This is a genomic window from Brevibacillus reuszeri (genome assembly GCF_001187725.1).
GTDB lineage: Bacteria > Bacillota > Bacilli > Brevibacillales > Brevibacillaceae > Brevibacillus > Brevibacillus reuszeri.
On sequence record NZ_LGIQ01000017.1, the window covers coordinates 221,607 to 240,814 of the forward strand.

Below are 19,208 nucleotides of genomic sequence, written 5' to 3' on the forward strand. Positions count from 1 at the left end.
CTCATCTATGCCCATCAGGAGGAACCGATTATGAAAGCAAACCCATTCATGCAGCAAGCAATCGAATTAGCGTACGATAATACACGCAAGAATCAAGGAAAGCCGTTTGGTGCCGTGATTGTCAAAGACGGTGTGGTGATCGGGACAGGTGTCAATGACGTTCTCGCTACCCATGACGTAACCGCTCATGCGGAAATGCAGGCGATTCGCGAGGCGTGCAAAACGTTGGACAACGCTTCACTCGAAGGCTGTGAGATTTACGCCAGTGGACAGCCTTGTCCGATGTGTCTTGCTGCCATCTACTGGACAGGAGCCAAAACCGTTTATTATGCCTACACGGAAAACGATGCGGCAGAGGTGGGGATGAGCACGAAGCATGTGTATGAGCAGTTGGCCCTTCCGTTTGACAAACAAGTGCTGCCCATCGTGCGCATGAAAAACGAGGACGAGGGGATAAATCCATTTGCCTTCTGGAAGCAAACGCGTGGGTAACCAAAAAACGTTTCCTCTCCTCTTAGTAAACATGTTTTTGGCCATGCTCGGAATCGGTCTCGTCATCCCGGTGCTGCCGCAGTTTTTGCATGAATTTGGCGCTGGTGGACAAGCAGCGGGATATTTGGCGCTGGTGGACAAGCAGCGGGATATTTGGTTTCCTGCTTCGGGCTGACTCAGTTTCTATTCTCCCCCATTGCGGGCAATCTGGCGGATAAGTACGGACGAAAGCCAATGATTGTTCTGGGTCTCGGACTGTTTGCTCTCTCCAACCTCTGTGCTGCCATCGCTGATAATCTGTGGTTTTTGTTCCTGTCACGCCTCATTGGAGGTGCCGGCTCTGCTGCACTGGTTCCTTCGATTATGGCGTACGCAGCAGATATCACAACGAACGAGCAACGGACAAAAGCCATGTCTTATATAGGTGCTTCCATGTCGTCTGGTTTCATCATCGGACCAGGTGTCGGGGGCTTGCTCGCTGAGTTTGGCATGCGGGCGCCTTTTTTCGCATCAGCATGTATCGGTGTTCTGGCGATGCTCGGCAGTATGATCGTGCTGCCAGAGCCTCTTTCGCTGGAAACGAGATTGAGGCGGCAGCAGACCAATGTGAAAAAACCAAACGTTTTCGTTCAGCTCGCCCTTTCGATCAAATCCCGATTTTTCGTCCTGCTCTTCCTGGTCTTTGCCCTTACCTTTGGGCTTACACACTTCGAAGCGATTTACCCGCTATACGTCGTGCAAAGCTATGGCTTTACCACCCTGGATATCGCCATTTTGTTTACAGTCTGCTCGTTGATCGGCACAGTCAATCAAGTCGTGCTCACTACCCGACTGATTCTCCGCTTCGGGGAAAAGGCAACCATCAATTACACCTTGCTGCTATCCTCAATCTCGCTTGTCTTTCTGCTTTTTTCCGGCAACTTTTGGTATGTGATGTTCGTTACGATGATGTTTTTCACCTGTAACAACATCTTACGGCCAACAATCAATACGCTTCTTTCGAAGGAAGCAGGAGAACAGCAAGGCTTTGTCGCGGGAATGAACAATGCTTACATGAGTCTCGGCAATATTTTCGGACCCATGCTAGCTGGAATACTGTTCGACATTCAAATCAATCTCCCATATTTATTTGGTGCCTTTGTGCTGCTCATCGCCTACTTCGTCTCCGTCAAATGGATCGAGAGCAAACGAGCGATCACGAGTTTGGAGATGAGCTAGAGTGATTTAGGAAAAAAGACGACTGGAATGTGCGATCTTCCTGCACCTCCGTCGTCTTTTGCTTTTTTACTTTGCCAATTCGTATATCGCTTGGGCGTAAATCGCCGTCGCCTTGATCAAATCATCTACAAGGATATGCTCATTACGCTGATGGGCACTGTCAGCGCGTCCTGGGAACAACGGACCGAATGCTACCCCTACATCCAGGGAACGTCCGTATGTTGCACCGCCGATAGCGATAATGCCTGCTTCTTCGCCCGTTTGCTCTGTATATACACGTTGCAGAGTAGTGACGAGTGGATGCTGCGGATCTACCCGATGCGGTGTCAAATGCTCCGCCACCTCCAGAACAAATCCCGCCTCTGCTCCATGGCTCGTCAGCAATGCTGACCAATTCTCAAACGATATCGAGTGGGGGTAACGAATATTGAGACGGAACAGGGCATCCTTGTCTACCTCGTATTCCAGCACACCCGTATTTACCGTCAGAGCTCCCATTTCCTCGTCGACATGGGCAATTCCCAAAGCATCTCCGCCATGCTGACGATACAAATAGCGATCAGCAAAGCCTACATATGCTGCGCCACGCTCATCCAAGGCGAGCGACTGCAAGAAGTGTGTCAGCTCTGTACCGGCGTTGACCCCTTTGCTCGGGTCCATTCCGTGTACCGAAACACCTTCCATATGCAGCTGCACGAAGCCGTCTTTTTCTACAGCTTCTCCTGTAAGACTGTTCCCCTGCAAATACTGACGATAATGCTCTGCGATGGCATGACTGTCTAATCCGATTGGCGCAAGTATCGCGACGCCTTTATCCGGCACCATATTCATGCGCAGGCCAGCTTGCAATGAAACGAGCTTGGCTTGTACGTTTTCTGCTGCCGAGAGCCCCAGGCGCTGAAATGCTTCTACTGTTTGGCGCAGCGTGAGATCTGTCAGCCCTTTTTCCGCGTAAATGAGCGGGAAATCTGCGTCCGGTGTAAAGCCCATTGTCGGCATTTCCTCTGTTTCAAAATACGTTTTCACGCATTGCCAGCTCGATTCCTCGTCGGTTCCCAAAATGAAACGGACTCGCTTGCTGAGTGGTAGACCCAGCTCCATGACGATTTTGGCTGCAAAAATAGCTGCCATCGTCGGTCCCTTGTCGTCAATTGCACCACGTGCCACCAGACGGCCATCTACAATCTCTGCTGCATACGGAGGGGTGCTCCAGCCATCGCCTTCTGGCACGACATCCACGTGGCTCAAAATCCCGATCAGTTCCTCGCCTTGACCGAATTCTGCGTGTGCCGCATAGCCGCCAACGTCTTTGATCGTCATCCCTGCTTTTTCGCAGACACCCAAGGCAAAGTCCAATGCTTCGCGAATCCCTTCTCCAAACGGCGCACCTTCTCGCGCGGTTTCCGGATCGAGTACGCTTTTGATTCGCAAGAAGGCTTGGGTAGTAGAAAGGAGGTCTTCCTTGCGCTTGTTTGTTTCCTCCAGCCAATTAATGGTCGTCATCGCTCTTGTTCTTCCCTTCTGTTATGCTCATATCGTCCATTCCGGCATCAATGTCCAGGTCTAGCTCGACCAAGGACAGTAGCGATTCCATCGGTACTTCCTTTTTCGTGAATTCGGCCTGCGCCTCTTTGATCTCGTCTCGGATGTTGTTCATCTCACTATCCAGTTTATAAGATGCCTTGGCAGCCTCGAACAATCGCTGGCGAACGATTGACGGGATGATCCCCTCGTACTTGTAATTCAGTGAATGCTCAATCGTCGCCCAAAAATTCATCCCCAACGTACGAATCTGGATTTCCACTGGAATAGTCACTTGCCCATCTGCCATCATGATCGGATACTCAACCGCCAGATGATAGCCCCGATATCCGCTTTCTTTTGGCGTGGACACATAATCCTTCTCCAGATAGACTCGCATATCTCCACGCTTGCGTATCATTTCGACGACAGCTGGTATATCATCAATAAACTGACAAATAACACGGACACCAGCGATATCGCGCAGCTCCCAGCAAATGTTTTCATCAATTGGAAATTGCAGGCGATTTGCCTTGTTATATATGCTAGGGATCGATTTTACCCTGCCAACAGCAAATTCAATCGGCGAGTGCTCCTTACGCTTGCGCAGCTCATTGCGGATATTTTTAATTTTAACTTTGATTTCTTCGACAGCTTGCTCGAACGGCAGCAAGTATAGTTCCCAATCTAGTTTGTGCACGCTTACGTCCCTCCGGCCCAAAACTCTCCATCGTCCTTATCATTCAACATTTTGGTTAAGATATCCTTCCAAATCATAAAAAGAGAACATGGATACGCAAACAAAATTGTTGAAACTTTTTTCATGTGATTAAACCTTCTTCGGAAACATATATGCTATGAAAATGAATTCCTACATGTTGAAAAAAGAGACCAGTCTCCCGGCCTCTATATTTCTTAATTTTCAGTTAAAATAAACAATGATAATGACAAGCGCAAATCCTCCGCCATTTTTGCCAGCTGATCAGCAGATTGCGCGATAAGCTCCATGGATGCACTCTGCTCTTCGACCGCGGCAGATATACTCTGTACTCCTGCCGCTGCCTGCATCGAGGCTGACGATACTTCCTGTGCGACTGTGACCACCTGCTTGGCGTCGGGAGCCATACGGGCGAAAGCCTCACTGACTCGCTCCATCTCCTGTGACACACGGATGATGTTTTCCTCGATCCGTTGGAACATTTCTCCCGATTCCTTCGCTGTTTTCATGCCGTGTGCTGTCGTTTGAGCGCCCACCAGCATCTTTGCTACAACTGCTTTTGTATCTTTTTGAATGTCGCTGATCATACTCACAATCTGTTGCGTAGCCTCATTGGTGCCCTCTGACAGCTTGCGCACCTCTCCTGCTACGACTGCAAAGCCTTTGCCATGCTCTCCGGCACGTGCTGCTTCGATTGCAGCATTCAAGGCGAGTAGATTGGTCTGCCGCGCAATCTCGGTAATGACAGAAATGATCCGGGAAATGTCTTGTGATCGCTGCTCCAGTGTATGTATGACATCCGTTGCCCCTTCTACCGAGCGATTGATTTCCTCCATGCTGTCCATGACTGCTGTTACCGCTTGTCTACCTGCCTCGGCATGTCGCTTCATCTGCCGGGAAGATACAGAGACCTGCTCCACATTATCGGTTACCCCCGCCACATCATTCGTCAAATCAATGGCCAGCTGCAAGGTCATTCCCATTTTCTCCATCTGATTGTCAGCAGACGAGGCTACCGTATCCACGACCTGCACGATTTGCTGGCTCGACTGTGCGATCTCTCCCGTATTTCCATGAATGTCGCGCACTGCATAAGAAACGGACGTTGCTGCTTGCCGCACCTGTTCCAGAATCGTATGCAGCTGATCTCTCATCACTTGCAGTGAGCGTGCCAGCTCTCCCAGCTCATCCTTTCGCGTAAGCAGTTTTTTCGGAAACGTTCTGGAGAAATCTCCATGCCCAATCCGATCAGCGATCATCAGCAGTGCACGGAACGAGCTGCGCAGCCAGTTGGCTGTAAACAACGAAATGACGACGATCAAAAAGAGTACGATACCATTAAAGGCGACCATCGCATTTTTAATCCGTGTCGGTCCAGACAAAATTTCGGTCATACCCATCTCTGCCAGAATCGCCCACTTTGCATTTCCTATCTGTACCTGATCGTAGGAGACAAGTACTTCTTCGCCCAGGTAATCCACGCTTTGCTCGGTTCCCGATACCCGCTCTTTGCTCATCATTTTTTCCGTGATTGGAGTCTCGACCTTTTGTGTCAGGAGCATATCTTGTCCCGAGCCAATCTGGGAGCGCATCAGCTTGTCAGCACCGACGAGGTAGATTTTGCCCGTCTGACCAAGCCCTTCTCGTTGATTCAGCTGACGAGAGATGTACTCAAGTGGAACCTCTACCGCTAGTTGTCCAAGAATATACCCTTTTTCGTAAATAGGAGCTGCGATGTACACACTAGGCGTACCCCCTGAAGGCTCATAGCGCCCCAAATCCGACATTTCCGCACTCTGCACCTTCAAAACCTTTTGTACGGTTTGTCCAAGCACGGAGCTCGCATGCAGTCCGTTTAACAAATTGGTCCCTAGATCAGACTGTGGTTTTGTCTCATAGACGATGTCACCCTTGTCGTTTACAAGAAAGGCGTTGGCGAAACCGTAGCGAGCTACCTCCATTTTCAATTCTTTCGTATAGCTGTTCTCTGCTTCCTGATAAGCGGCTGTATCTCTCCCCTGTTGCCAGATTCCTTCGAAAGAGGCCAAGGCTGATATGACAGTGCCCGATGCAGCCAGCGTATCTACATTTCGTGCCCGCTCGCGAAAGTAATTTTCGACCTGCTCTTTCTTGCTGTTCCGCAATGCCTCCATGGTAGCCGCACTTTCACCTAGCAATTCCTGCTTCGTTTCTTGATAAGCAAATACGCCTGCCGCTGTTAAAGGTACGATCCCCGCCAGCAACAGGACAATAAGTACGCGCGCCCCCAATTTCATAGAAAAGCCCCCCATTACCAATCTGTTCTGGCAAACTATTCTTTATATTCTTGTACTTCTCATAAATATAGTACCTGAACAGAAAAAATGGAAGGCTCTACCTGAAATATCAAACAGTTTCCATGATCATGGCAATTTCATCGCACATTGGCAGCTTGGAGCAGTTGATACAATCCTTCCAAGTCTTTTGCGGCAATGTTTCTTTTGCGACAATCCAGAACCCGCATTTTTCAAAGAACTCTTTTTGGTACGTCAAGGCAAGCACACGCTTTATCCCAATCACCTTGCATTGTTCAACCAAATGCAAGACCAGATGCTTTCCGACGCCTTTTCCTTTTGCCTTTTCAGAGATGGCGAGGGAACGAATTTCCGCCAAGTCTTCCCACAAAATATGCAGTCCCGCTACGCCCACTACATTGTCTCCATCGTGAGCGACAATGAAAGACTGCAAATTTTCACAGACAGACAATTTCGTTCGCGGAAGCATCAACCCCTGTTGTGCATATTCATTAATGATTTCCAACATCGCATCGACATCTCTCATCGTTGCCTGACGCACCGTCAGCGCTTTAGTGACACTCATTTTATTCTCCTCCACTCCATGCTCTGGCAGCTTGGTTTGATTTAATATTTATTCATTATAGTATATAAATATACAATCGACTTTCGCAGAAGTCTATCCCTTTTTTTGGCGCTTTTTGCCCGATCTCCATCGAATAATTCTTTTGTAGGTAAGGGTTGTGTTATAATCAAGCATACGGTATCAGCGGAGGTGTTTCTTTTTTGACGACAAGACGGGAACGGAAAAAGCGCGAAACTCGCGATAAAATCTTTAGTTCGGCGATCAAGCTATTCAAAACACATGGTTTTGAAGCAACCACCATCGACATGATTTCAGAGGAAGCGGATGTCGCTCGCGGCACGATCTTCCTGCATTTCACGTCAAAGGAAGCCATCCTTGCCAACTGGGGCTATGAACGGCTGCATGAGATCGAGGAGCGTCGTGAAGAGTGGGATTATGGAGATGATTGCAAAGCCAAGGTGCTGCGCATTTATAAAATCATGAATGAAGTGACGATCACGAACTTTGATTTTATAAAGGTAGTGGTGGAGTCTTCGATGAAGCATCGCAAAGTGCTGGAAAATGAAAAGAACATGTACTTCGAGCTACGCCAGCTTTTTGCGGATTTGATCGAGGAAGCACAGGAGAAGGGTCAGCTGAAAAGCAAATTCAATTCTCTTGTAGCAGCCAACATGCTGGAAAACATTTATTACAATGCGCTGTATGATTGGGTTCGCAGTGAAGGTGCCTGGGCTTTGGAAGAAATAATGGAAGAAAAGGTCTCAATCGTATTCGAAGGGCTAGTCGTGGAAGAATCCTAACGACTAGCCCTTCGTTTTTTCCTTGTATCTAGTTACTCAAAATAGGCCCACTTGTATTGAACATTCCCCAGTCCTGAAATGACTACGCCCTTCAGATTGGGGTTTTTGGCATACACAGTAGACTTGAAGTAGAACGGGATCACAGGCATGTCATCCACTAACATCTTTTCGGCATCCTGCAAGATTGCTTTGCGTTTTGCCGCATCGCCTTCCTTGGCAGAAGCAGCCAGCAGATCCGCAAACTCTTTCTTTTCCCATCTCGTATGGTTGTTGCCTTCCTTGGTGCGGAAAATCTCCAGGAAGTTGATCGGGTCATTGAAGTCGCCCGTCCAGCCCATACGCGCCACCTGATATTTGCCATTCTTAATGTTTTCGTAGTAGACGTTCCATTCCTGGTTTTCCAGCTTCACATGAACGCCCAGATTTTTTTGCCACATATCCTGGACAGCCTGCGCAATTTTCGTTTGCGCTTCTTCTGTGTTATAGGAAAGAGTAATAGGCGGCAATGCCTCGACACTCGCATACCCTTCTTCTTTCATACCCTCTGCCAGCAGCTGCTTCGCTTTTTCCACATCATTGTCTGCAAACAAGCCCTTCTCGTTTTCTGCAAACATCGTTGGCGGTACGATTGCTGTCGCAACCAGTTCTCCACCCTGTGTCACGTTCTCGACAATGTCTTTGCGGTTGATTGCGTAAGAGAATGCCTGTCTGATTTTCTTGTTGTTAAACGGCTTCTGCTCGGTATTGAATTCATACCAGTACGTACCCGCTTTTGGCGTGATTTCGAGTAGGCCTTTTTCCTTGAGTGTCTGCATCGCGTCAAGCGGCACATTACCCGTTGGGGCACCTGCCCAGTCCAGGTCTCCATTTTCCAGCATGGACAGCTCGGTATTGGCATCATTGATGATGTTCATTTCGATTTTGCTTAGCTTGACATTATCTGCATCCCAATAATGCTCGTTCTTTTCCAACACGAGCTTGGTCTTATGCTCCCACTGCGTGAGCTTGAAAGGACCGTTGGATGTATAGTTAGGACCGGCTTCCTTGGCCCAGTCCGGATTTGCGCTCACGACCTTCGTATTTAATGGAAAATAGCTGTAAAAAGCAGTCAGCTCCAAGAAGAATGGAGTCGGATTTTCCAGCGTTACAACCAAGGTTTTGTCGTCTGTAGCCTTGACACCAATATCCTCTGGCTTCGCCTTGCCGCTAAAAGCTGCTTCTGCATTTTTCACATAATAGAGCTGATAGGCATACTCCGAGCCATTTTTTGCATCCAACACCCATTTCCAGGCGTTTTCAAAATCGTGGGCTGTTACCGGGTCGCCATTGGACCACTTGGCATTGTCCCGAATTGTAAAGGTGTATGTCAGCAGATCATCCGAAGGCTTGATTTCGCTTGCAATCGCTGGCTGCGGCACACCGTCCTTATCCGTTCGAGTCAACCCTTCAAACGTCTGGAAAATAACGTTGGAGGACCATACATCCGTAATAAGCCCCGGATGCAAAGATAATGGCTCTGTAAAATTGTTTAGACGCAGTACCTGATCGGGAGTCTTAGCAGCTGGCGCTGGCTCCGTTGTTTTCGTCCCTGCTGCCTGTGGCTGCTCCGCCGGTTTTGTTTGTGCGCATGCGGTAAGCGATACAGACAGCCCTGCGATGAGAACTGCCTTGATCGATTTATTCCACCATGCATGATGCGATTTACCCATCTGTTATTCCCCTTTGTCTGGGAGCCGTTGTTGTCCTGTGCGTTGTTGCCATTCTTTCAGCTCAGCTTTGATTTGATAGAGCTCTGCCCTGGTCTCTAGCTTGAATGCTTTCATTTCGCTACGTATGCAGGCAAGCTCGTAAAATAGCTTGTCCCATAGCTCTTGATCTTGATCCTTCTCCATGTTCGCCTCCTTTCCAGGTCAAGGCACAGCTGGCAAACGAATCGTCACCATCGTACCTTTTCCAAGCTCGCTTTTGATTTGGACACTGCCCTGCATAGACTCAATAATGCGACAAGTCACCATGAGGCCAAGTCCGGTCCCCTTTTCCTTTGTTGAGTAAAAAGGAAGACCAATTTGTGCAATCTGCTCTCTGGACATGCCGGACCCTTCGTCACGAATGGTAATCACGATGAATGCATCGACTTGTTCTACCTTTATATGCAGCACACCTCCACACTCCTGCATGGCCTCAATCCCGTTTTTCATCAGGTTCATCAAGGCCTGCTTCACCTTGGAGGAGTTGCTGTACACATACACCTGCCCTTTGGTACTCGTGACGATTTCTATTCCATTAATCACGGCATAAGAAGCCATGAGAGCAGATACTTCCTGAGCGATCGCTGCAATATCCAGACGGCTCTTCACGTCTGCCTGCGGCTTCGCCAAATTCAGATAGTCCGAGATGATAAATTCAGCCCGGTCCAGCTCGTTTAAAACCAGTCTTATGTATTCATTCTTCTGCGGTTTGGACTCCTCACCCAAAAGCTGCACGAAGCCGCGTACAACGGTAAGCGGATTGCGAACTTCATGAGCTACGCTCGCTGCCAGCTCACTAATCAAATTCAGTTTTTCGGAGCGTTCCACTTGTATCCGAATGATGTACGATTCCCGAATATATTCCATTAAATAGGTAACGACACCCAGTACCACCACGCTAAGTATGCCTATTTCTGCAATCGGCCTGAAATGAGCATACATTTGGATCGTCGTGTAGTCCCTCGCAATATATAGCCAGAGCAGCACAACCATAACGGACAATTGCTTCACGCAGCCTACGAGCAGGATAACCGTCATTCTTTTTCGAAACGAATAACGATACCAATCTTTTACCCAAAGACTCGCAAAACCTGCGTAAACCATGCAGCTAAAGACGGTCAGGAAGATGCCCTCTCCGCCCTGTGAAATCCGATAGGCAATCATGACGAGAATCGTAAGCAGCCCCGGGATATAGCCAGCGTAAAGAATGGTAATAATGATAGGTAACGCACGAAAATCAAACTGTAACTCTTCTCCAAACTGTATAGGAAAGCTCATGCATAAAATGACGCTTATCGAACTGAGCAACACGACAAAGGATGATTGGACATCCAGTCTGTTTAAATTTGAACGATCCAACCAGACACCCTTACACAATAGGACAGGGACGATAATGAACAGAAATTGCAATAAAATGTCTTTGATGATTGGCATATCGGTTCCTCTGATCGTTATCAAATTTTTTGCACTTTTCCCACTAAAAAAACTCCACGAACCTGCACTCTGATTTAGCATGCAAAGCTTCCGCTAAAACGCGGTCGCTCCTCCTTGAAAAGTCCACGATAGAGGTTTTCTTACTAAATCAGAAAGGATAAACTTCCCGGTTCTGCTCCCTGATTTAGCATGAAAAGCTTCCGCTAAAACGCGGTCGCTCCTCCTTGAAAAGTCCACGATAGAGGTTTTCTTACAGAATACCATTATATCCAGTCTGTCTGGAAGGGACATTTTCAACATCTGGTAGAGACGATGTTTTCCTTGCGGTGACCTGCACATTTCCCTATGATGAAGAAGAGCTTGTTTGAAGACCTTGGAGGTAAGACATACACATGCGAAATGGTATCAAACGTGAAGATATTGAACTGTTGGCCCCTGCTGGTAACTGGGACTGTTTGAAGGCTGCTGTTGCAAACGGCGCCAATGCGATCTTTTTTGGTGTAGAAAAGTTCAACGCCCGTGCGCGAGCGGAAAACTTCCATATGGCGGAATTGCCCGAGATTATGTCCTATTTGCACATGTACGGTGTAAAAGGATTTCTTACATTTAACATCCTCGTGTTTGAAAATGAACTGGAGGACGCTCGCGAGCTAATCGACGCCTGTATTCATGCCGGGGTAGATGCGGTTATCGTGCAAGACCTCGGTCTGGTAAAGCTGATTCGTGAAATCTCTCCCGACTTCCCGATTCATGGCTCGACACAGATGACGATCACCTCACCAGAAGCTGTCGAGTTCACCAAGCCTTTTGACATTGAGCGCGTGGTGCTTGGCCGGGAAAACTCGTTAAAAGAAATTAAAAAAATCGGCGAGAAAGCAAAGCTCCCGATGGAAGTATTTGTCCACGGCGCCCTGTGTGTTTCCTACTCAGGACAGTGCCTGACCTCTGAAATGTGGGGAGGCCGTTCCGCCAACCGCGGTGAGTGTGCACAAGCATGCCGCTTGCCGTATGATCTGATGGTGGATGGCGTTCAAAAAGAGATGGGCAATATCGCTTATGTGCTCTCCCCTAAAGACTTGGCTGCCATTGACCTCGTACCAGAGCTGATCGAGGCAGGCGTCACTTCCTTTAAAATCGAAGGACGTCTCAAATCTCCGGAATATGTAGCAAACGTTGTGAGCAAATACAACGCAGCGATTGAGCGTTATTTTGCAGGTCAGGATACGGGACCTAGCGAACAGGAGGTTCGTGAGCTGCAGCAAAGCTTTTCCCGCGGCTTCACGCACGGCTTCTTGACTGGAACCAACAACAAACAGCTGGTCGACGGGTCATTCCCGAAAAGCCGCGGCGTGTTCCTCGGTACGGTTAAAAAGCTGCTGGGTAGCGCTGTGCTCGTTGAAATCACTTCCCCTGTTAAACGGGGTGACGGAATCGTGTTTGACGCGGGCGACCCGACGCAAAAAGAAGAAGGCGGACGCATCTACGATATTCTCTCCCGTGGCAAAAAGGTAGAAGGCGAAGTCCAAAAAGGCATGTACGAAATCGTCATGGGTCGCAACGACGTGAACCTGAAGCGTCTTCACGTAGGAGATCGCGTCTGGAAAACGAGCGATCCTGAGCTGGACAAACGACTGCGCAAAACATTTGAGACGGAAAAGCCGTACCACACCTTCCCATTAGCCGTTCATGTGAACGGCAAGCTCGGCGAAAAGCTGAGTGTCACCTGGGTTGATAAGCTGGCGAACCATGCAGTCTCTGTTCCATCCGAAAAGCCTGTGGAGGCTGCTCTCAAGCACCCACTCACCACAGAGCTGCTGCATGATCAATTAAGCCGACTCGGTGGAACCCTGTTCCATCTGGAGGCAGGTGATTTGACCGCTGAGCTCGATGGTGATCTGATCGTCCCTGTCAGCGAGTTGAACCGGATGCGCCGGGAAGCGGTAGAGCAGCTGACGTTCCTGCGTTCCAAGCCGCCAGTCTACCGCCATCAGGATGTGAACGTGTACGCGGATGTTCCTAAGAAGCAGCAAGTCGAAAAGCCGCTCCTTACTGCTCTGTGCCGTTCACTGGAGCAATTGGAAGCTGCCGCGCAAACAGACGTAGACTTCCTCTACGCTGACTTCGAATTCGTCAAGCAGTATCCTGAAGGGGTTAAGCTGGCGCATAAATACGGCAAGAAAATCGGGATCGCGACCATGCGGATTCATATGCCGGATGAAAACGGTGTGCTGGCGCTGATCGCAAAAAGCAAGCCTGACGCGATTTTGGTGCGCAATACCGGGGCACTCTACTACTATCTATCGCGTCGGGACGAAATTGACATTCCGTTGATCGGAGACTTTTCGCTCAATGTCGCGAACCATAAGGCCGTCGAGCTGTTCCTGGAGGCAGGACTTTCACGCGTCACTCCATCGTATGATTTGAACATCCAGCAGATGGTTGATTTGCTCGGCCGCTCCAATGCAGCAAAAATGGAGCTGGTTATTCATCAGCACATGCCGATGTTCCATACCGAGCACTGCGTATACTGCACCTTCATGAGCGAAGGAACCGACCACACCAACTGTGGTACACCATGCGAAACGTCCCGGATCTCGCTGAAGGACCGCGTAGGCTTCTCCCATCCGATTCGTGTAGATACCGGCTGCCGCAATACAGTCTACAATGCGATCGACCAGTCTGGTGCGGAGTATTTGAAAGAATTCCAAGGTCTCCAGATCGGAAGCTATCGGATCGAGTTTTTGGAAGAAGAGCCTGAGCGGGTAAAAGAAGTGATCGAGCTGTATCGTAAAGCATTGCGCGGAGAAGTAAGCGGCACACATGTATGGCGTACCCTCAAGGCAACGAACCAGTTGGGCGTCACACGTGGACAGCTGACGAAATAAATACCCTTTCTCGGGAGGAGAGAAAACCATGGCTGATCTGAACCAACCTACCGTCGAGAACCTCGCTGTCATCATCGAGGGCATCAAAGCCAAGCTGAACATGGCAAACACAGCTGTCATGCGCCCGGAGGACTTTGATTTGGAGCACTATGAGGACCTTCTGTATCTGTACAACATGGTGCAGAAAAAAACAGCTTTCGGCATCAACGAAATGACCGCGATCGTCGAAGAGCTGGGCGCTATGCGCAAGCAAGCATAATGATAAATAGAAAAAAGCGTCGTTCCCTGATCGGTGGGAGCGACGCTTTTTCCTTTTGGCAGGGAGATCGTTCAGGATAGCTGTGGTACCCGCTTTTTCTCTGTGACCTCATCTCTGCGTGGAGTCTTGTTTCGCATAAACAGAGCCAGTATGAGCGCAACGACGGTAAAAAGCGTCGCGATCCAAAACGCATCGCTCGTTCCCATCGCCATGCCCTGCATGGTAGCCAGGCCCATATGTGCCTGATCAGCTGGATTTATGTGTTCGCTTCTTACGATGTCCGCTGTATGCGCTGCACTTTTCGTCGTCATGATCGTCACGAACAGGGCTGTCCCCAAAGCTCCACCAATCGCATTGATCGTATTGGACATAGCGGTTCCATGTGGATTCAATTTCAGCGGCAGAGCATTCAAACCAGAGGTCATGACAGGCATCATCAGCATCGACAGGCCAAACATGCGAACGGTATACAGTGTCACCAGATAAGTGTAGGTCGTATACAAGCTCAGCTTGGTAAAGCCAAAGGTCGTAACGATGGTGATGACCAGTCCAGTCAGCGCCAGTCCCTTCGCCCCAAACTTGTCAAACAGCCTGCCCGTGATCGGCGACATAATCCCCATGATAATACTGCCAGGCAATAACAGCAAACCTGATTGCACAGGGGTGAAGTGCAGGATATTTTGGACATAGACAGGTAGCAAAATCATGCCCGAATACATCGACATGTTGACCATCAGGCTGATGAGAACCGCCAGTGTATAGGTCGGTGTCTGGAAAATGCGGAATTCCAGCATAGCATGATCAATCGTAAGCTGCCGCCAAACAAATACTCCCAGACTGATACAGCCAATGATCAACATAAGGATCACTTCCGTATTTCTCCAGCCCAAGCCCCCAGCAGAACTAAATCCGTACAACAAGCTTCCAAAACCGATCGTCGAGAACATAATTCCCCAGACATCCAGCCTTGGGCTACTTGTCTCCGTGACGTTTTTCAATACAAACGAAGAAATAATAAGGACGATGATAGCGATCGGCAGCACAATGAAAAACAGCAATCTCCACGAATAATGCTCCACAATCCATCCGGAAAGCGTAGGACCAATCGCTGGGGCAAACACCATCGCGATACCAACAATGCCCATTGCTGATCCCCTTTTTTCAAGCGGGAACATATTAAAAATTACATTCGTCATGAGCGGCATGAGAATACCCGCGCCTGCTGCCTGTACGACACGCCCGACCAGCATAATCGAAAAGCTTGGCGTGATGCCGCAAATAAGTGTACCAGCAGCAAACAAACTCATCGCGGTAATAAACAGCTGTCTCGTCGTATACTTCTGCATCAGAAAGGCCGTGGTCGGAATCAAGACACCATTGACCAGCATGTAGATCGTAATGACCCATTGTGCAGTCGAGGTCGTGATATGGAACTGCTCCATCAGTTTTGGCAAGGCAACATTTAATAGCGTCTGATTGAGCAAAGCGGCGATGGCACCCGCAATAATGACAGCGAGAATCGGCCCTCTACGTATCGAATTGCCTTCCACTGCTTGATGTTTTGCCATGATCGTCTTACTCCTTCTCCGCCTACAGGTAATGGTTTTCCAATCCTCGATAGTATGTAACGAGGAAGTGCTTGCCATTCTTGTTTGGCAAAAAAGGCGCATTCCTATCCCTTATTCAACTGCTGCCGACTCCTGTGAATTTCAAACATTGCTCCTTCGAAACGGGCAGGGAACGGTGGAAAAAGCTTCGTGACTTTAACCGTCAATATTTGCCTAAGCGCTCATACTACCGGAAATTTTCCAGATTTTCTAGTAGAAAAGCTTCCAGTGTGCGCGGAGCTCTGCCGAGTACATGCTCTACATCGCCTGTAGGTTTTTCTGGCAAGACTACGGACATAGCCTGAATTTCTACTACATGGTCTGCCAGCCACAGCGGCATTTGTCCGAACTCCATTAATTCGCGGCGCAGGACTTCGGCGTCCATATTGATGTAATCAATGGGGCGCTCGAGTAGCGTAGACAGCTTTTTAGCAATCTGTGGATAGCTGAAAAGCTCTGAGCCAGTCAGCGTGTATACACAACCCGCTTTCTCCCGGTTTGTCAAAACCTCTGCGGCTACATCGGCAATATCTCGGCAATCTACAAAATTGCAAGCTGTATCACCCATGGACCCGGAGAAGACGTTGTAGGCAGAGATGGTCGGCGCAAAGCGCAGCAGGTTTTGCATAAAGGCGTACGGACGCAGCACGGTTCCCAGCATCCCAGAGGTGGACAATACTTTTTCAATTTCCATATGCCATCCCGCTACAGACACCGGAGACTTCGGATCAAAGACTGGACTGGATATTTTCACGATATGCTCGATCCCAGCTTCGCCAGCAATCTGTATGATTGATGATTCCAGCTCAACCTGATTCGGACTGTTTGAGATAACAAGGAAGAGCTGGCTAGCCCCTGTAAAAGCTTGACGGAGTGATTCCTGGTCAGAAGCATCCGCCTGTACAAACTCGACCATTGATCTGCTTGCATCCCCGAACTGCTTTTGCAGCTTCTCTGGTTCTCTGCTGACTGCCCGAATAGCCACACCTTTTTCAAGCAAACGTTGTACCAGTGCTCTTCCAATTGTTCCTGTAGCTCCCATAATAGCGATCATTGTTTCATTCCTCCGTTTTGTAATGGTTTGGTAGCAAGACGCCAGCGCCAAGCGATCAATGTGCTTGCGATTGTGGCTGAAAGCGGGAAATCGGTCCAGACACGACTCAGTAAGGCAAATTGATGATTCGGATAAAATTGGTTCACCAGGCTCGTTGTCGTCCATGCGGCGATTAGTCCAATTGAGACACCTGCCAATGCGAACATTCCTACCACAGCCAGATGAGGTTTTTGCATGATCCAGCGATATTGCCGCCCACGGCTTTGCAGCCAAAGTCCAAGCAGCAGGGCTACCAACGCTGATGTTCCTCCAATTGTGGTAAGCGCGCCGATTTGAAGATTACGATCTGCGGTAATCAATCCACCGATGCCCGCCATGATCGCAGGGGAAATGTACGCCATCAGCACTTCACGCCCAAGCACAAAGTTTTTCGCCTGAGAACGAGAAGCCCTCATGGCGTAAGTACTCTCTACCTTTTTCGAGCCATTCATGTTGTTCATCTTGCAATCCTCCTCTCTTCAAGTAAATCGTTCAGTAAATATAATTAGGTTCCTAACTATATATGGATGAAAATGGGCTAGCTATACTAGCCCCATCTCCCGTTACTGATGTTCTTTTCGTTACTCCATGTCGTCTGTTAGTGCTGAGATTCCTTTTGTCACACGCCCAAGAAGATCAAGAAATACACTGCGTTCTTGGGTAGTGAGCAAGCTGACCATCGCTTCGAGTCTCGTAAAGTGCTCAGGAGCCATCTCACGCAGCTTTTTTGCTCCCGCTTCTGTCAAAACGACGGACTTTTGCCGACCATCTTTGGAGCTTGCACGTCGTGTGACCAGACCGTCACGCTCCAAGGTGTCGATCAATCCTGTCACGGTAGCACGTGTTACACCGAGATGGTCTGCCAGCTGTGAGGGCAAAGCTTCTCCATCATTGTCTTCCAGATCTGCCAACAAGCGATAGCGTCCTGTCGATAAACCAAACCTGGAGAAATGAACCTCAGCTGCGTGCCCGAGCTTTGCACCTGCTTCCATCAGTCTGGCTGCGACGAGCACTGCCTGGGCATCAACATCCAGTTGATACAGATCGATCTGCCTTTTCGATTGTAAAAGGGATGGTATTGCTTCCATCTCATTTGGTTTAGTAGGATCCTTTGTCATAAATATAGTATGGATCCTAACTACTTTCATGTCAAGCCCCATCTCCAAGCTTTTCTAAAAACCTGATTCCCCCGCTCCTGTTGGTAAGCCCCAGCTGCATTTCTACCGGACAACCAGACTTTCTAATTATGATCTACATAAAAAAGCCCGACCAAAATGGTCAGGCTCTCCAGCTTTCTTGCTTATCGAGTTTGAATGTGACTCGCCTCTAAACAGTTTGGTACTTTTTCAAGACAATCACAGCATTATGCCCGCCAAAACCAAATGAATTGGACACCCCGATATTCAGATCCGATTTTTGGCGTACCTGATTCGGTACGTAATCCAAATCACAGAGCGGATCACGTTCTTCCAGATTGATCGTAGGGGGAATCAGCCCGTCCTGCATGCTTTTGATAAGCGCAATCGCTTCTGCGCCGCCAGCTGCACCAAACATGTGCCCAATCAGAGATTTATTCGCGGTGACAGGAATTTTGTAGGCGCTCTCCCCAAACAAACGCTTGATGGCGGCTGTTTCTGAAAGATCACCAATTTCAGTACTGGTAGCATGCGCACTGATCAGATCAACTTCCTCCGGCTTAACTTGCGCCTCCTGCAATGCCCATTTCATAGCCAGATAAGCACCGGTTCCTTCCGGATGGGTTGCCACCATATGATAAGCGTCCGAGCTCGCGCCGTAGCCAATCACTTCTGCGTAAATTCGCGCGTTGCGACGCTGTGCATGCGAGAGTGATTCCAGAATCAATATGCCTGCTCCTTCTGCCATCACGAAACCATCTCGATTGACATCGAATGGTCTGCTCGCTTTGGTAGGCTCGTCATTTCTCGAAGATAATGCGGTCGCATTCCCAAAGCTAGAAAGCGAAATCTCGTTAACAGCCGCTTCCGCCCCGCCTGCTACAACGACATCTACTCCCCCCATTTTGATTAGTCGATACGCTTCCCCAATCCCTGTATTGCCAATCGAACAAGCTGTAACAGGCGACATGGTGGGACCCTGTACCCCAAGCTTGATGCTGATCATAGCCGCAGCCATATTCGAGATCATCATGGGTACAAGCATAGGGCTGACACGCTCCGGTCCTCTTTCCCGCAAAACGGTATGCTGATCTAGCAAGGTTTGCACCCCGCCAATTCCCGAGCCAACATAGACACCTACTCGCTCACGATCTACCTGCTCGAGATTGATTCCTGAGTCAGTAATCGCTTCATCGGTTGCAGCAATCGCATATTGGCAAAAACGGTCCATTCTCCGTGCTTCCTTGCGCCCGAAACGCCCCTCCGCATCGAAATCTCGAACGATCCCCGCTATTTTCGTTTTAAATCTCGTTGTATCAAATGTATCAATGCGGGATATGCCCGACTTCCCTTGGACCAAGCTATTCCAAAAGTGATCGACTTGATTTCCGTTTGGCGAAATGACTCCCAGTCCAGTAATCACGACCCGTTCCATCGT

At 48.9% G+C, this 19,208-nt stretch carries 18 protein-coding genes; 6 read left to right on the top strand and 12 right to left on the bottom strand.

The annotated features are described in order from the left end of the window. Positions 1–30: 30 nt before the first annotated feature. Genes ADS79_RS32505 through ADS79_RS32510 form a run of 3 tightly spaced genes read left to right on the top strand, consistent with a single transcriptional unit; the run spans position 31 to position 1,710 of the window. Positions 31–492, top strand: a complete 462-nt coding sequence (locus ADS79_RS32505; protein ID WP_049742636.1) for a nucleoside deaminase — start codon at positions 31–33, stop codon at positions 490–492. Then, positions 485–667 carry a hypothetical protein gene (locus ADS79_RS36825; protein WP_409362416.1) on the top strand — a complete coding sequence of 61 codons (183 nt, stop codon included), beginning with the start codon at positions 485–487 and terminating at the stop codon, positions 665–667. Before ADS79_RS32505 ends, ADS79_RS36825 begins: the two co-directional genes overlap by 8 nt. Beyond that, complete coding sequence (locus tag ADS79_RS32510; RefSeq protein WP_409362417.1) at positions 646–1,710, top strand: MFS transporter; 1,065 nt, start codon at positions 646–648, stop codon at positions 1,708–1,710. Before ADS79_RS36825 ends, ADS79_RS32510 begins: the two co-directional genes overlap by 22 nt. A 66-nt stretch (positions 1,711–1,776) precedes the next feature. On the opposite strand, the gene pepV is transcribed toward ADS79_RS32510, so the two are convergent. From pepV to ADS79_RS32530, 4 genes are all read right to left on the bottom strand, one after another. Beyond that, a complete protein-coding gene (gene pepV / locus ADS79_RS32515) occupies positions 1,777–3,213 on the bottom strand; it encodes a dipeptidase PepV (RefSeq protein ID WP_049742637.1) in 1,437 nt (478 codons plus the stop codon). Further along, positions 3,200–3,931: a GTP pyrophosphokinase gene (locus tag ADS79_RS32520; protein WP_049742638.1), complete on the bottom strand. Its 732-nt coding sequence runs from the start codon at positions 3,929–3,931 to the stop codon at positions 3,200–3,202. Before ADS79_RS32520 ends, pepV begins: the two co-directional genes overlap by 14 nt. A gap of 215 nt (positions 3,932–4,146) precedes the next feature. Further along, positions 4,147–6,225, bottom strand: coding sequence for a methyl-accepting chemotaxis protein (locus ADS79_RS32525; protein ID WP_049742639.1), 2,079 nt, complete (start codon positions 6,223–6,225; stop codon positions 4,147–4,149). A 109-nt stretch (positions 6,226–6,334) separates the two neighbouring features. Beyond that, entirely contained in the window at positions 6,335–6,808 is a 474-nt protein-coding gene (locus tag ADS79_RS32530) for an N-acetyltransferase (RefSeq protein ID WP_049742640.1), read from the bottom strand. A 200-nt stretch (positions 6,809–7,008) separates the two neighbouring features. On the opposite strand from ADS79_RS32530, the gene ADS79_RS32535 reads away from it, so the two are divergent. Beyond that, a complete protein-coding gene (locus ADS79_RS32535; RefSeq protein WP_049742641.1) occupies positions 7,009–7,608 on the top strand; it encodes a TetR/AcrR family transcriptional regulator in 600 nt (199 codons plus the stop codon). Positions 7,609–7,640: 32 nt separating this feature from the next. Here the strand turns inward: ADS79_RS32535 and ADS79_RS32540 are convergent, their stop codons facing one another. Genes ADS79_RS32540 through ADS79_RS32550 form a run of 3 tightly spaced genes read right to left on the bottom strand, consistent with a single transcriptional unit; the run spans position 7,641 to position 10,790 of the window. Then, the gene (locus ADS79_RS32540; protein WP_049742642.1) at positions 7,641–9,317 is read right to left on the bottom strand and encodes a peptide ABC transporter substrate-binding protein; all 1,677 of its coding nucleotides are present in this window, start codon (positions 9,315–9,317) and stop codon (positions 7,641–7,643) included. 3 nt (positions 9,318–9,320) lie between these two features. After that, entirely contained in the window at positions 9,321–9,500 is a 180-nt protein-coding gene (locus ADS79_RS32545; protein WP_049742643.1) for a hypothetical protein, read from the bottom strand. 18 nt (positions 9,501–9,518) lie between these two features. Next, on the bottom strand, positions 9,519–10,790 hold the full coding sequence (locus ADS79_RS32550) for an ATP-binding protein (protein WP_236700177.1): 1,272 nt from the start codon (positions 10,788–10,790) through the stop codon (positions 9,519–9,521). Between the two features lie 392 nt (positions 10,791–11,182). Between ADS79_RS32550 and ADS79_RS32555 the strand changes: the two genes are divergently transcribed. Beyond that, on the top strand, positions 11,183–13,675 hold the full coding sequence (locus ADS79_RS32555) for a U32 family peptidase (RefSeq protein WP_049742644.1): 2,493 nt from the start codon (positions 11,183–11,185) through the stop codon (positions 13,673–13,675). A 28-nt stretch (positions 13,676–13,703) separates the two neighbouring features. After that, positions 13,704–13,934, top strand: coding sequence for a DUF1128 domain-containing protein (locus ADS79_RS32560; protein ID WP_049742645.1), 231 nt, complete (start codon positions 13,704–13,706; stop codon positions 13,932–13,934). 71 nt (positions 13,935–14,005) lie between these two features. On the opposite strand, the gene ADS79_RS32565 is transcribed toward ADS79_RS32560, so the two are convergent. The 5 genes from ADS79_RS32565 to fabF form a co-directional block, all read right to left on the bottom strand. Then, positions 14,006–15,502, bottom strand: coding sequence for a DHA2 family efflux MFS transporter permease subunit (locus tag ADS79_RS32565; RefSeq protein WP_049742646.1), 1,497 nt, complete (start codon positions 15,500–15,502; stop codon positions 14,006–14,008). Positions 15,503–15,728: 226 nt separating this feature from the next. Beyond that, positions 15,729–16,595 carry an SDR family oxidoreductase gene (locus ADS79_RS32570; protein WP_049742647.1) on the bottom strand — a complete coding sequence of 289 codons (867 nt, stop codon included), beginning with the start codon at positions 16,593–16,595 and terminating at the stop codon, positions 15,729–15,731. Beyond that, complete coding sequence (locus ADS79_RS32575; RefSeq protein WP_307725611.1) at positions 16,592–17,095, bottom strand: hypothetical protein; 504 nt, start codon at positions 17,093–17,095, stop codon at positions 16,592–16,594. Before ADS79_RS32575 ends, ADS79_RS32570 begins: the two co-directional genes overlap by 4 nt. A 120-nt stretch (positions 17,096–17,215) precedes the next feature. After that, positions 17,216–17,752, bottom strand: coding sequence for a MarR family winged helix-turn-helix transcriptional regulator (locus ADS79_RS32580; RefSeq protein WP_049742803.1), 537 nt, complete (start codon positions 17,750–17,752; stop codon positions 17,216–17,218). Positions 17,753–17,960: 208 nt separating this feature from the next. Further along, on the bottom strand, positions 17,961–19,205 hold the full coding sequence (fabF, locus tag ADS79_RS32585; RefSeq protein ID WP_049742648.1) for a beta-ketoacyl-ACP synthase II: 1,245 nt from the start codon (positions 19,203–19,205) through the stop codon (positions 17,961–17,963). Between the last annotated feature and the right edge of the window lie 3 nt (positions 19,206–19,208).